Source organism: Paenalicyclobacillus ferrooxydans, from assembly GCF_001399675.1.
Classification (GTDB): Bacteria; Bacillota; Bacilli; order Alicyclobacillales; family Alicyclobacillaceae; genus Alicyclobacillus_B; species Alicyclobacillus_B ferrooxydans.
On sequence record NZ_LJCO01000014.1, the window covers coordinates 56318 to 71221 of the forward strand.

At 52.6% G+C, this 14904-nt stretch carries 10 protein-coding genes; 4 read left to right on the forward strand and 6 right to left on the reverse strand.

The features are described 5' to 3' along the window. Positions 1–51 precede the first annotated feature (51 nt). The gene (locus AN477_RS03755; protein ID WP_054967842.1) at positions 52–759 is read right to left on the reverse strand and encodes a response regulator; all 708 of its coding nucleotides are present in this window, start codon (positions 757–759) and stop codon (positions 52–54) included. Positions 760–786: 27 nt separating this feature from the next. Further along, on the reverse strand, positions 787–2400 hold the full coding sequence (locus AN477_RS03760; protein WP_054967843.1) for an ATP-binding protein: 1614 nt from the start codon (positions 2398–2400) through the stop codon (positions 787–789). Positions 2401–2584: 184 nt separating this feature from the next. Here AN477_RS03760 and AN477_RS03765 point away from each other — a divergent pair, with 184 nt between their 5' ends. From AN477_RS03765 to AN477_RS03780, 4 genes are all read left to right on the forward strand, one after another. Then, positions 2585–3646: a DctP family TRAP transporter solute-binding subunit gene (locus tag AN477_RS03765; protein WP_054967844.1), complete on the forward strand. Its 1062-nt coding sequence runs from the start codon at positions 2585–2587 to the stop codon at positions 3644–3646. 327 nt (positions 3647–3973) lie between these two features. Then, positions 3974–4699: a glycosyltransferase family 2 protein gene (locus tag AN477_RS03770; protein ID WP_054967845.1), complete on the forward strand. Its 726-nt coding sequence runs from the start codon at positions 3974–3976 to the stop codon at positions 4697–4699. 16 nt (positions 4700–4715) lie between these two features. After that, the gene (locus AN477_RS03775) at positions 4716–5432 is read left to right on the forward strand and encodes a glycosyltransferase family 2 protein (protein ID WP_054967846.1); all 717 of its coding nucleotides are present in this window, start codon (positions 4716–4718) and stop codon (positions 5430–5432) included. Between the two features lie 338 nt (positions 5433–5770). Next, the gene (locus tag AN477_RS03780; protein ID WP_054967847.1) at positions 5771–7159 is read left to right on the forward strand and encodes an amidase; all 1389 of its coding nucleotides are present in this window, start codon (positions 5771–5773) and stop codon (positions 7157–7159) included. Positions 7160–7250: 91 nt separating this feature from the next. Here AN477_RS03780 and AN477_RS03785 read toward each other — a convergent pair whose 3' ends face one another. The 4 genes from AN477_RS03785 to AN477_RS03800 form a co-directional block, all read right to left on the reverse strand. Continuing rightward, on the reverse strand, positions 7251–8189 hold the full coding sequence (locus AN477_RS03785; RefSeq protein ID WP_054967848.1) for an ADP-ribosylglycohydrolase family protein: 939 nt from the start codon (positions 8187–8189) through the stop codon (positions 7251–7253). 258 nt (positions 8190–8447) lie between these two features. Beyond that, a complete protein-coding gene (locus AN477_RS03790; protein WP_054967849.1) occupies positions 8448–12146 on the reverse strand; it encodes an AAA family ATPase in 3699 nt (1232 codons plus the stop codon). Further along, on the reverse strand, positions 12143–13438 hold the full coding sequence (locus tag AN477_RS03795; protein WP_054967850.1) for a metallophosphoesterase family protein: 1296 nt from the start codon (positions 13436–13438) through the stop codon (positions 12143–12145). Before AN477_RS03795 ends, AN477_RS03790 begins: the two co-directional genes overlap by 4 nt. Positions 13439–14072: 634 nt before the next feature. Continuing rightward, complete coding sequence (locus AN477_RS03800; protein ID WP_054967851.1) at positions 14073–14786, reverse strand: hypothetical protein; 714 nt, start codon at positions 14784–14786, stop codon at positions 14073–14075. Positions 14787–14904: the final 118 nt, after the last annotated feature.

Consider the following 14904-nt stretch of genomic DNA (forward strand, 5'->3'; position numbering starts at 1 on the left):
TAGTTCTTTTTGGCGATATTGACAACAAGAGTTAGTCACATTTTCAGATCACTAGAGCCTCGATGGTTTTTGAAACATTCTCCGAGGGCGCCCCACACTGCCGTAAGAGAGCCACTCTTCGGCTAGGCCCTTTTCGACCATGTAGTCGAGATATGTGCGGGCTGTCGACCGGCTGACCCCCGCTTCCCGTGCGATCTCGTCTGCCGTGCGGGCAGATTCGAGTGCGGACAGAGTTTGTGCGATGCGCTCGAGCGTCCGTTCATCAATCCCTGACTCCTGACTCGGGTGCTTCACCAATTGTGTAGCTCGAATTTTCTTCAGGCTGTCGATGACGGCCTGATCGACAGGGCCGCTCGCCTCCAACTGGGCCTTGTACTGCGCATACTTTCGCAGAGTAACACCAAGGGTATCCAGTGTGAAAGGCTTGACCAGATAATCGAAGATCCCTTGCCGGAACCCCGTCTCCACCACGTCAAGTTCCTTTGCAGCAGTAACCATGATGACATCGCAGGAATACTTCAGCGAGCGGATCTCACTCAAAAGTTCGACGCCGGAATGGTCCGGCAAATACACGTCCAACAGGAGCAAGTCTGGCGTGTACGGCTCGCACTGCTGTAACAACCGGAGCGTCTCCGCAGCCGTTTTGGCCGTGCCAACGACGGTAAAGCCGTCAACGGAACTGACGTACCGCTGATGGATTTGATTGATTCGAAAATCATCCTCGACGACTATCACGCTAAGGTCCCGTCTCCCTGCCATCTAAATCCCCCTTGTCTCGCTGTCACCCTAAATTCCGCTCACTTGCGAACTGGAACTCATAGCCATCGGGATGGTAATGGTAATCCGGGTCCCCCTGCCAGACACTGACTCAAGATGAATATGACCCATCGACTTGTCGACAATGGATTGCACCAGTGACATGCCATAGCCATGCGCAGCCCCCGGTTTCGTCGTGAACCCTCGGACAAAGATCTGCTCCTTTACGTTTTCGCTCATCCCACAACCGTTGTCCTGCACCATCAATGTAAAGGCCTCGTCATCCTGGACGAGTTTAAAAAACAGCTGTTTTCTCTCGATATCTTTCAGCGCATCAAACCCGTTTTCTATCAGGTTGCCAATAAGTGTGACTAGGTCATGCCGGTCGAGTACACCCGGCAGTTGGGAAAGCTTGGTGTTCTGGTCAATCATCACATCTACGCCCAATTCGTACCCGCGGTTCACCTTCGCCAACAACAATCCCGTTATGTGTGGATCGTGGATGCGGCTGCTTAAGAACCGAGTCAGTTCTTCCCGTTGCTCACTTATCTCCCAGATATACTCGAGGACCTTCTCCCGATCGTCCAGTTCTACCAGGCCGCCGATGGTATGAAGCTTGTTCAGGAATTCGTGGTTCTGGACCCGAAGCGCATCGACGAAGGCCTGGACACCGGTCAACTCCTCAGCCAGTTTCGCCACATCAGTCCGGTCCTGGAAAATCATGATTGAGCCAACCACACGCCCATCCAGTCGCACAGCTACCCTGCTGTATAAAATCGTAACGGTGCCGACGTGAAGTTCCTGATTAAACACGTCCTCTGGGAACGTCAGAATGTCGATGATCCGGTCGTCAATGCCGGTTTCACCAATCTGCGTGCCAATCAGGTCGTCTCTGTCCGCAATCTCGAGAATCTCCCTGGATTTGTCATTAATGATGGTGATGCGTCCACGTGTGTCCACAGCAATGATACCCTCGTGCATAGCGTTCACAGTGGCGGTGCGTTCGAGCAGCAGTCTCGCAATTTCGAACGGCTCCATATCGAACATTTCCTTTTTCATCTGACGCGCCAAAAAGAATGAACCGAGAACCCCGAAGAAGGATGACAACAAGAGCGTAACGAGAATCTGCGTGCGGTTGGTCAGTACGATTTCCCACAGGCTGGGCAGTACCTTCCCAACAAGAACCACGCCGACTTGCGTGCTGTTGCTGTTGCTCATGATGGGGACAAACGCCCGCATGGCAACACCGAGATCGCCCTGGGCCTTGGAAAGGTACGTATGTTCAGCAAACGCCGGACCTTCATCTGAAGTCCTCGAAATCGTGCCGATGGTTTGTTGCAGCGGATCGGTCAGGATCCTTCGATGCATGTCCATGACGACGATATAGTCCACCCCATCGACGACCTGAATGTCTTCGACCGCCCGTTCAAACTGCCCATTCGTCTGTGGGTTCTCTAACTCCTCGATGATGGCCGGCATTTGGGCCACAGTGCGGGCCGTCGTCAGAAGCTGCTGACCCAACTCGTCGTCGGAGATACGTCGCAACGTACCCATGAACAGAATTTCTCCGATCATGGCACAAAACAGCACGATCCCGAACGAGAGCAGCGTAATTTTCCATTTAATGGACACTCTGCGCAGCATACCCTATGAAAACCCCTTACCAACAGAGGTGAAAATACAGCTTGCGCTGATGACGTAACTGATTTACTTTATATTTTGACATCCATAAAAAGATTTACATCAAAACATTGGAATCGCTCTTACATTCTACCAACATGACTCTCTACCATCATACACATCAATTCTCTCAATAGGGAGTTCTTCCATGAAGTCAATTCTCGGTATCATCGCGTTTGTCGTCTTCGGCCTGCTGACGGCGGTCATCGTCGCATTTCCAAATGTGTTGTCACCGGCAGCATTACCTTACGATTACGAGCAGCAAGGGCTAGACCGTCAAATTATCATCAAATTCGCTTATGTCACAACCGAAAATACACCGAAGGGCCTCGCTGCCCAGAAGTTCGCACAACTCGTCAGTCAGAACACGCACGGTCGCGTGAAGGTGGAACTGTTCCCCGACGGATCACTCTACAACGAGTTTGACGAGATTGACGCGTTGGAGCGCGGGAACATCCAGATGTGCGCTCCCTCCTTCTCCATCGTGTCGGCTCAAATCCCGCAGTGGTCCATCATGGACCTCCCTTTCGCATTCGCCAACGAAAACGCTGTCTCCGCTGCATTCAATGGAGACATTGGAAAACAGCTTCTGCAAACATTGTCATCACGCAACATGGTGGGACTCGCCTTGTGGAAAAACGGGTTCAGACAGCTCACAAACGACAAACGCCCGCTTGTCCAACCGACAGACCTCGCGGGGCTAAAATTCCGAACGGAAACCAGTGACGTGAGTGAAGCAGAGTTTCGTCAACTCGGGGCGACGGCTTCAGCACTACCGTTCAACCAGCTGTATAGTGCATTGGCCACGCACGCTGCAGATGGGGAAGAAAATTCAGCTTCCAATATTTACACGCAGAAACTCTACCAAGTACAGCAGTACATGACCATTGCCAACATCTCATACCTCGGCTATGCAGTGTTGATGAACAAACAGTTTTGGGCCCAGTTGCCTCCAGATATTCGCCAGGAGATTCAGCAGGCCATGAACGAAACCACCGTTTGGGAACGCCAGAAAGCGCTCCAGGTCAACCAGGAACAATTACAAGCCTTGGAAAACACACAAACCCACATGGAGATTCTAACACTGACATCATCTGAAAAGCAGACATGGCTGACGGCACTACAACCCGTTTACAGTGAGTATGCATCTCAGTTTGGCTCTCGCTTAATGAACGATTTGAAGCAAATCCAACAGGAGTATGGGCCGTGATTTGGTGTCCGTGAAGCAAGGGCAGCCTGCTCATGAGCTCGTTGCCGGTCAAGCAAGGCCCCCTGCTCGTGAGCTGATTCTCTCCCCGCCGCTCCATGAGTAAGCCGATGGATCTCTTCTCTGCGCCCCATCTGCCCATTTGACGAAAGCACATCACGCCTTCATACATAACAACTAGACGTGAACACAAGGTGTGTGCCGGTACGCTTCATGTGTACAGCCATAAACTAAGGCGTGCCAAAACACCATCAGAACGATTTGAACGACGTATTGTTTTGCAGATAACCGTAGATAACGGCAGATAACGGAGGGACAGAGGTCGGGACAATGAGGAAAACGTCTAACGATTTAGGAGTCTCCATCATAACGTGTACGAACAAGCCTCAGTTCATAGACAATATCTTCGCCAATTACAACCGACAGATTTGGAAGGCCAAGGAGCTCGTTATTGTTGTCAACAAGGATAATGTGAACCTCGCTCCTTATCTCCGCCGTGCAAGCCGTTACACAGGTGTGTCCGTGTACCGTCTGCCTGAAAAGGTATCCTTGGGCAAGTGCCTAAACTTCGCCGTCAAGAAGACCAAATATCCATTTATAGCTAAATTTGATGATGACGACTATTATGCCCCTCGATACGTAAGGGACACGATGCGCGAATTTGCAAAGACCAACGCGGATGTCGTTGGGAAGCGCACGATTTATACGTATTTGGAACACAGACATTTGCTCGTGTTGCGGTTTCCCAATCGGGAGAACCAATTTGTCCAACTGATTGCAGGAGGCACAATCTTTGCAAAGAGAAAGGTGTTTCAAACCGTACCTTTTGCCGATGTCTCCTTGGGAGAGGACCTGCGATTCTTGCACGCATGCCGTTCGAGGGGGTTCAGGATTTACTCATCCGACCGTTATAACTTTGTTGTCAACAGAAGGAAAGACCCAAAGAATCACACCTGGATTACGACCGATCAATATTTAATCCGTACCGGCAAAGTTATTGGGTCAACTTTAGATTACGTACCTTATGCAACAAGACCACGTCACAGGCACAAGTGAGCGCAGGAGGAAAAACATGAAGAATAATGGGCTGCTTTCCGACGGGGTTTCCATTATTACTTGTACAAAGAGACCTGGTTATTTAGGAAATTTACTCGATAACTACAACAGGCAAATGTGGCCAAAACGAGAACTCATCGTTATTTTAAACAATGACCAATTAAGTCTAGCTCAATATAGACGAACAGCAAAACTCTACAAGAATGTCTCCGTCTATCAAGTACCGCAGGACTGGTCACTTGGCAAGTGCCTCAATTTTGCCGTCAATAAAACAAAGTACAAGTATGTTTCGAAGTTTGATGATGACGACTACTATGCGCCGCGATACCTCTCAGAGATCATGCGGGCTTTTCGACGTACCAACGCTGACGTAGTCGGCAAAATGGCGATATATACCTATCTGCAACACCGCAAACTGTTGCTGCGGCTGTATCCCAAAAGGGAAAACCGATATATCAATCGTGTTGCAGGCGCCACAATCACATTCAAGAAGTCAGTGTTTCAGTTCGCCAAATTCCCGAATGCCTCCGTCGGTGAAGATATTCGCTTCCAACAACGGTGCAGAGCGCATGGATTTAAGGTTTACTCCACGAGTCGGTACAACTTCGTGAGCGTAAGAAGACAAAACAACATTGGTCATACGTGGAAAGTGTCAGATAAACATCTCATCAAAAACAGCCGAATTGTGGCGAAGACCGTAGATTACCGGCCATTTGCCAAGCGCCCCACATGAGCGGGAGATCTCACGGTTACGGCTACGGAACATTGCCAACCTTTATCATCCGTCGACGTCACCATCGGAACAAAACGAACAGCACATTAATTTATCTGTTTATATAATTCAAATCACTTACTTATTGACAGAAATATTAAATATATTAATAATTTCCCTAGGGATACCATGTCGACAATCGACAAGCCCATGTCCTTGTCGAAACCGGAAAACTCGGGGTTCGCGACATGATGGGGTTCACCGTCGTGGCATTCTTCATCGGTCTTGTCGTGTTCGGTCTAGGGACGTTCATCCCAGCCCTATAATTTCATCCATGCTACTGAGAGGGGGTATCAGCGATGGGGGCTACCCTGGAGGAACAACTGTTACAACAGTCTTCGCTCGTTGATTTGCTGAAAATGGTCCGATCTGGTGAATTGACCACGACGGCATTACGCCAGTTCGCTGCACAGAGGTTTGAGGCCTCTGAACCACAAGTGGCAGCCTTTTTACACCACGACCTAGGGTTCTTGGAAGAGACCGACGTCACGCCACAGCCCTGGCACCCGGAGCGCCCGCTCTCCGGTGTGCCAATTGGCGTCAAAGACATGATTGACGTGGCCGGGATGCCGACCACTGGCGGATCGGACGCATATCGGTATATCCCCTCTGAAGACGCAACCGTCGTTGCAAAGCTCCGTGCGGCGGGTGCGTTCATCACCGGCAAGACGAACACGCAGGAGTTGGCGTTTGGCGTCGTCACCGAGCCCACCCGGAACCCTTGGGGACTGAGCCATATCCCGGGTGGATCGAGCGGTGGATCCGCTGCTGCTGTCGCTGCCGGAATGACCTTTGCGGCACTTGGCACCGACACCGGGGGTTCTGTGCGCATCCCGGCGGCCTGCTGCAATATCGTAGGGTTCAAGCCGAGTGTGGGACGCATCTCCAAACACGGGGTCATGCCATTGAGTACAACGTTCGATCACGTTGGCGTCCTCACCCGATCCGTTGCCGACGCAAGGCTCCTGTACAACCTGCTCCAGGGCTTTGATGCAAACGAGTTGACCACGAGTGGAGTCGCTCGCTTTCGTGAAAAGCCGCCTGGAGAGCGGAGACTGGCCATCCCTTGGTCATATTTCCGGGAGACAATTCGTCCGGAAACCATGTCTGTGTTTCAGGCTGCGGTGGATAAGCTCAGGGCACAGGGATGGGACATCTCGGAGATTGACCTTGATCCATTTTCACTCTGGAAGTCCCTGCAGTTGCACATCCGCCTGCCGGAAGCCTACGCGTTTCACCAAGATGTCCTTGAGGGTCCCGGTCGTTCGCTGTTGAAAGGCGACCTCGCGGCACGGCTAGATCCTGGAAAACAGTTTTCGGCCTTGGATTATGTGACGGCTCAGCAAACCCGTCTTCGGAAGATACAGGAATACGCCGCAAAGTTGGCCGGGTTTGATGGACTGCTGATGCCAACACTGCTCTGCCCGATACCGGAGGCAGGTGTGGTAAACGTAGAGCTTGCGAATGGCACACTGCCCGTTTGGGAAGCCCTCACGTATCTAACGACGCCGTGGAATGTCCTCGGCTTTCCGGCCATTTCACTTCCGGGTGACTTTGATTCCACCGGCATGCCCGTTGGCATTCAACTGGTTGGCCTCTCCGGGGAAGACGACTATCTCCTTGATTTGGCAGAGGAGATGGAACAGGCTGTTGGCGGCTGGAGAGGATTAGCGTCGCCACGGAATTGAATGAGCATTCGTCGAGTGAGGCTGAGCATTTTGGGGGGCGGAGTAAGCTCTACCATCTAGGTTTGTGACCAGTCGAACTCGATGCGCCCACCTACACCCGGCCGTCGAGCAATCTTGCAATCAACGGTTCGGCCAGATCCTTACCTCTCATCATGCCGATCCAGCGACTCGGAATGGCCTCCATTCCTTCTCGAATCCCGGCCAATCCACCGGCGACAGCCGAATTCGTATCCGTGTCGTTGCCAAGGCTGATGGCTTTCTTCACCACGGCTTCGTAGCTTTGCTCCCTCAAGGCCACACGGGCTGCGTGCAGGGTTGAGACGACGTACCCACTGCCGTTACTCTCCGGTTCTTTATCGGGACAAATCTCCGTCTCAAGGGCATTGTGATACTCAGGCCTATCCCTGTAGTGCTCGCGAAGTACGGTGACCGCATTCTGATAGGCCGCCTCTGTACCCTCACCTTGAAGCAGTCTCCTGGCCCACAGGCAATAGAGCGCACAGCAGACCTGATTCGTGACGTGGCCATGCGTGACGACAGACTGCAGATGGGCGTCTTCAATCAGTTCTTCATCCTGTCCCTGATGCCACAGGGCGAGCGGCAGCACCCGCATTAAGGAGCCATTCCCTTTGCCGTCTGGGTTCACGAATCCTGACCGTGTTGGGGAACTCCCTGAGCGAAGCTTATCAATCGCCGACGCCGTCTGTATGCCGCAGTCGAACACGTGTCTATCGACAGCCCAGAGTCCATTGTCTTTCCAAGACACAATGCGATTGGCGAAGTCATTCAGATTAAACTGTCCGTTTGCCAATAGTGAGTCCAACAAGCACAGGGCCTGTGCCCCATCGTCTGACCACGTACCTGCCTTTAGCCATGGGTATGTCCGGTCGTACCCTGCGGGTGGATCCATCTCAATGGCCTCATAAGCCGGTATCCGCTTCGCAGGATGAAATTCATACGGTACGCCCAGCGCATCGCCGACCAACAATCCCCACATTCCACCTTGAATCCGATCCGATAGGTTTAACAAACCCAATCCCCTCCATTTGCCTTGCCGTCTCTAACTTGATTTCACTCTACATCTTTATTTTATGTGCGTCAATATGTAATATTCATTTTGATTTTTAACTGAAAGAAAGGCTGAAGACTGTGGTTACAAACCCAGCTGGGCAGCCACCAGTCGGTGCCGAATAATACCCACAAAACGGTGGCTGCCCTGACAAGACGATGCCTATATCTTGGTGAAAACAGGTGCAGCAAAAGCAGCCCTCAGAAGCCAGCGTTGCTCCTAGGCCATCTCCACCCGCACCTGCGTTCCTCGACCTGCCGGGAGCGCAGGTTCCACAATCAACCGACGCTGCATCCTCTGGCGCAACTCTGGCACGTGGCTGATAAGCCCAATCGACGTCCTATCCAGATTCAACCGTTCGAGTGAAGAAACCACAACGTCGAGCAGATCGGGATCGAGCGTGCCAAACCCTTCGTCTAGAAAGAAGAACTCCAGCGGATGCTGGCCGCGAAGCTGGATGTGAGCAGACAAAGCCAGGGCGAGTGATAAGGATGTAAGGAAAGTTTCGCCTCCTGACAAGGTGTTGACGGGCCTTGTTGTGCCTCCGTTGTGATCATCCCGCATCAGAAACTCACCGTTCTTATCAAAGGTGAGCGCATAGCGACCTCGGGTGAGACCTGCCAGCCTGTCAGATGCCTGGCGTGCGACCACCTCCATTTGCTCTTTGGCGACGTACCGCACGAAGGCGTTACCCCTTAATGCAGACGTAATCGCCCCGAGTCGAGTCGCTAATGCTTCCGCAGCCATCCGCTCTTTCTCCAACGCCTCCCACCGCTCTTTCCGGTCGAGAAGTTCTTCATGCTTCATCTTCGCAATCACTTGCGTCTCGGCAGCCAATTGGTGTTCGGCCTCGGCATCTTTGACCTCTTGCCTGATGTGCTCCATAGTCTCTTCGTCCACAGACCTGCCGCCAAGACGGTTTTTCAGGTCGGCACAGCGGTTCTGACATCTCGTGACCGCCTCAGCGTATTCGGTGACTGTTTTCTGCTTTTCTTCCACCTCATTATCGTCAAGCAGTGCATCCTCAACGGCTTCCACAGTGGCAAACCGGGTATCAGCCAGAGACTCTGTTAACTTCGCATGGTGTCCCTCTGCAGCCCTTGTCTTTTCCCCGAGCGTTGTCTCCGCCTTCACATACGCTTGCCGCCCTTTCTGATGACGATCCGATGCCGTCTCAGCATCCTTTTCGGTTCGCTCGGCCTCATTCGTCAGTTCTGCCAGTTTTTGTTCTACCTGCTGCATGGCAGCCGCTACCGAAAGCCCGCCAGTATGGCCTTCGAGCTGAGCCTTGCGCGTGTTGACATCCTTCGTGATGTGTTCCAATTGCAATTCAAGCTTCGTCATATCCTGGTCGGCCTGCCGGACCACTTCGTCAACGTTCGTCCATTGGCTTCGTGCTGTTGCCAGTTTGCCATCCAGGTCTGTCAAAGCCATCTGTGCCTCACTGGCGAGTCTGTCATCCTCTTTGGCTTGCTCCAGTCTTGCTTGAATGATGGATTCCATCTCGACATCTGTTGTTGCGGCTTCCACCGCCAGTCCAAGTTCGAATATGGTCTGGCGAAGGCCCCTATCTACTTCTCCTTTCGCCCTTACTGCGCTATCAAGCTCAGTCTGCTGACGTGTCACCTCGGCCTCAGACGTCTGCCTGCTGCTTAGCACAAGACTCAGCTGTTGCTTCGCGTCACGCAGTTTTTCAGCGAGTTCAGCTGACTTATCCTGAAGCTCTCTCAGGCCCTGATCCCATTTCTGTTGCCGCTGTTTCGCTGCACCGAGCGCCTTCTTAAAGTCGTGTACAAACGACTTCCACTCCTCATAGGTGCTCGGTACTGATGCGGACACGAGGAGGGTAACTTCCTCGACCCAAACTTCGGCGAGTTCCTTCAGACCTTCCTCCAGCTGTTGCTGCTTCTCGGCCGTATCCTGACAAACCAAATCAAGCCTGGTCTTGGCTTGGCCCAGGGTTACTTCTGCTGCATGAACTTGGTCCCTCTGAGCTTGCAAAGTGTCCTGTGCTTGGCGCAGAGCTTCCATTCTCTCAGTGGACCACTGTGACTCAGCAGATGCGGTGCTATCTTGAACCAATTCCTCGACCACACTCGGGTGGTGAACTGAACCGCAGACAGGGCATGGTTCTCCATCCTGCAGACGCAGCTGAAGCCTCGCAATCCACCCGGATTCATTCGTTTCTAGATACCGCTGATACTCGTTCTCAAGGTTTCTCCACGCCTGTTCAGCTTCTGCGGCAGATACACGTAGTGCACTGAGCAGCGTGTTCTGGCCTCTGACCGCATTCTCCGCTTCCTGAATTCGCTTGCTTCCTGTGACGACTTCCCGCTCCAAGGCTCGCAACGAATCCGTCTTGGCCTCAATTCGAACCTGCCATTGCTCCAGGGACACAAGCGTGTCAGATGTCACCGTTGGTGAGTTGGCGTTCCACTCCTCTACCTGCGTGCCAAGGGCTTGCACCTCAGCAGTGAAGCCTTGCTCTTTCTTTTGCCACTTCTCTACTTCAGCATCTTCAAATTGAAGCTGTTTCTCGCGCTCAGTCAGCTTTCCCTGTTCGCTGTTCACATCTTTTGTTGCAGCCTTCCACGCTTGATAGGCAGTCCCAAGTTCAGACAGATGCTGCCGCGTCTGTGGCAAGACAGTATGCCTAGCAAGATCCCGCTGGGCTGCGTCCCTGTCTTGGTCAAGTCTCTGAATTTCACCCTGAAGTACATCTCGTTTGGCGACCGAATCGCTGTATCGTTCACGAGCTGTCTTGAGCTCGGATGTTGCAGTTTCCAACTCTCCAGTTAGCTTTGTAAGCTCAGATTCAACCGTCTGCGCCTCACGCAGTTGACTCTTCTTCACCGTCAGGTCTGGCTCTAAGTCTGCTTTTTGTGCTCTGGCCCTGTTGCGCGCCTCGACGGCTACGTCAAGCGCAGCTTTGGCCTCTTCTTCGGCGGCTTGTGCTGCCTGAAGCGTAACTTCCGCTTCGCGCACTGCAGCGTCCGCCTCCCTCCAAGTCTTGACCAAGGGCCACACAGTCGCGGCCTGTCCGTGTCTCTCCAACGCCTGCCGGATGACGTCCATCTCACCAGCCTTACCCTGCCATTCCTGCATCTCCGCCGTCGCCGAGTTCAGCTGGGTTATGAGGTCATGGATCTGTTCGAGCTGTTTAAAACGCGTCTGAACCGCTGCTCGCTCCTTGTCGGCCCGGTCCAATCGCTCCTTCGCTTCCTCCAGTGTCTGTTCCGCATCACGCACGGCCTGCTCGGAAGCATCCCCAAGCTCGCCTTGTTGCGCAACAAGCTGGTTCCTTTGAGCCAAGGCTTGGTTCGCCCAATCACTCGCACGGCTGACAAGCAGTTGCCCGTACTTCTGCAGCCCAAATAACCGCTCCGTCATCTCGTTGCGACTCCTCCCAGTCAGTTGCAGAAACTCCGCAAACTTACCCTGGGGCAGGACCACCGCTCTCGTAAAATCCTCCTGTGTCAGACCAACAATTCCGTGGATGGCCTGGTTGACCTCCCGCTGACCTTCAGCAACGATGACGAGTCCATAGTCGCTCCCCTCTGCCATCGGTTCCAACAGCAACAGTCGGCTTGACTGGTTTGAAACAGAGAATTCTCCGCTGCCTTTTTTATAAACGCGCTCTACCCGGTAGCGTTTTCGAGTGGCAGCACTGCCGATCTCAAAGTCGAGCGCAATGTCGATTTTCTTCTCTGCCTGATTGAGAATGCCTTGGGTGTTGCGGCCCGCCCGGACCACGTTGTTGTAGAGTGCAAGCGTGAGGGCATCAAGGATAGTGGACTTCCCACTCCCTGTCGGCCCGAAGATACCGAACATGCCAAGTTCAGTTAACTTGGTGAAGTCGATTTCCTGCTTATCACGAAAGCTGTTTAGGCCTGCAATACTTAACCTAATCGGTTTCACGCGCGCGCCTCCCCTGGTTCTTCCGGTTCCGTTTCTTCATTGAACTGCGGTAGAGTCAGATTAGTCTCTGCATCGGCTACCAGCTTTAGAAACAGCTCCACTAAATCATCGTCAGCCTCAGCACCGCCGTTCTTTTCCGCGAAGAACTTTCGGAAGATGTCTTCAATAGGTAACGAACCACCTGCTTCCGCCGTGCTCTCCTCTGCCTCCACTGTAGCAGCAGGAATCACGGGATGAATGTGCACAAACGCAGGGTTCAGGGCCCGGAGGTGACGCACCTCCTCAAGGTCCAGACCTGTCTGCACGTGGACAGTGAGATCAATCCAGGCATCCGCATCTCTCCCCTCCGCAATCCACGCCTCCACCTGTGTGATGCCTCCGGTCGCTGTCCACTTCACGAGTGGCTTCCCCTGATTCAAGGGCACCTCCCGAAAAGAAACTGGCTGCCCAGGCTGAGCATCGATAATGGTTACGCTCTTTGTCTGTCCGGCTTCGGAAAAACTGTAGGCAATGGGTGAACCGGCATACCGGGTTGGGACCTTCGCACCCTTGACGTCTTGAGGTCGATGAAGGTGGCCGAGCGCCACATACTGCGCTGTCTCTGGAAAGACATCCGGATGAACCGCGTAGGTACCGCCGATTTGGATCTGGATCTCAGAATCCGACTCGAGCCCACCCTGCACGTACACATGGCTCATCACGAGATTGACCGTATCGGATCGAAAATGAGATGCAAGCGAATTCAGCAACTCTCCAATTCGCTGGCTGTAGTTTCTTTGCATCTCTTGCTCGTCATCGAGCGTCTTGACCAACACCTCATTGAGGCGGGCTTCCGATGGATATGGCACTGCGGCAATAACTGCATGCTCTGAACATCCTGGGATTCTCAGTTCGACGTATCCCATTCCCGCGTCGATCCGCTGAACCTTCCCCTCGCCCACCTCAGCGGGCTCGACGACGTCCTTTGGTAGCCCGATGAGCGTGATACCAAGTTTGTCTGCAAGTGGTCTTGCCGCCTTAATCCGCTCCGCATTATCGTGGTTCCCGGCGATTACAACGATGCCTCTCATCCCTCCTGCTGACAGGCCATCCAATGCCCGGTAAAAGAGCGCTTCAGCCTCTGCACTCGGATTCACCGTCTGATAGACGTCCCCCGCCATGAGTACAAGATCGACGTCTTCCCGCTCACAAATTTGAACCAGTTCATCGACAAACGCAGCTTGCTCTGCCATCCTGTCCCGACCCTCAAGTGTCTTGCCAAAGTGCCAATCCGCCGTGTGAAGTATCCGCATGTTCAACCTCCAGTCTGCTGCTATCCCAATCGTTCTCGATAGAAAAGTTGTCTGTGCCTATATCGTGACATATGCCCATGACAAATTACGTCACGGAACAGGTGTTCTGCTGCTACCCCCAGCTTTCAGTTTCAGCATCAGGTTTCAGGTTTCTGAGAATACTCTCACACCACCCGCCGAGACTCATAGACCCCCGTGACACAACTGGCTCCAGCGATGCTCTGCACCGTCCCAGCAGTCCAACAGTACTTTAATGATATCCGACTTGTTCGTTATAAGAAACAAAGAGATTCGCAACCATCCTCGGACTGACAGCTCGCTAAACCCGGTTCACCTCTCGTAGCAAACTAGAAAAACCATATGTATGGTGTAAATCAGGGAAGACGGAAGCTATCTTAAAGACAAGGACTGATACCTTAACGAACCTTGCTGCGACCGCAACAGACCGAGACCTGACCTATAAAAGGGACAAGGTCTCAGTCGCCCCATTAAGCAGTTCACACGGACTGGCAGGTTGTGCGAGCTTGTGCTTATACCTTGGTCTAGGTGCCGTGTCACGACTCATCGATAGACGTAAATGAGCCTCTGATACCTCTTTCTCTTGCACTCAAGACCAGTTATCAAATGGGATATCTTAACCCCGAACATCAATGAACACGCTAGGAACCCGGTCGGACAGGTAGTGGTCCTCGCTCAGGCTCAGGTGCGCAAGTCTCGTTTCGATGGCATCTTTCCAAACACCTATCGAGTGAACGGTCTCGACACCAGGCTGCTTCGTGTATTGACAATCTTTACACTTATAAAAGGTGTCATTGAGAAAATAGATATTTACCAAACGAGCGGGTGTTCCCGTCTTATTTGCTAACCAAAGCATGAACAGGCGATTGGCGTACTGATAATACGTGTGCAGCCAGTCTGAAGCCGGATCTGCACCCAATGCGCTCTTCAAACAATCGACAGCCTTCGTAATTTGCGATAGCCCTTCGCCTTTTGCGCGAACCTGCCCCTTCAGTTCTCCTGGATGTGACTTGGCCTCGAAAAGTAGTAACTCACGAGTTCCATCATGCCGATTTAGCCAAGCAATCGCATCCCACGTTGGCGGTGTTCCGCTCTGCGGCCACTTGACGTTATATCTCCGCGCCGTCTCAGACTCAGGGTCGAGAAAATCGAATCCTCTACGCTCTCTATCAGGCCAACGCTCGTTCGTCTTGAAACAGAAATCCACCCAATCAATTCGGCCATTAGTCCCAACACTCTTCAGAACTTCACGGTCAAGGAAGTCCCTGTGACGTCCCATAAACCTCAACAGGTGCCACTCACTGCCGTATCCATATCCTATCTCTCCCATTAAAATACCCCCCGTCCACATAACAGGCTCAGTGCATACCGTACCCCTGCAGTTCCAATCAACGGCTCGGCTTATATCGATGCGAAGGCTATGACTGTTTATATTTATGCTGCAGTGC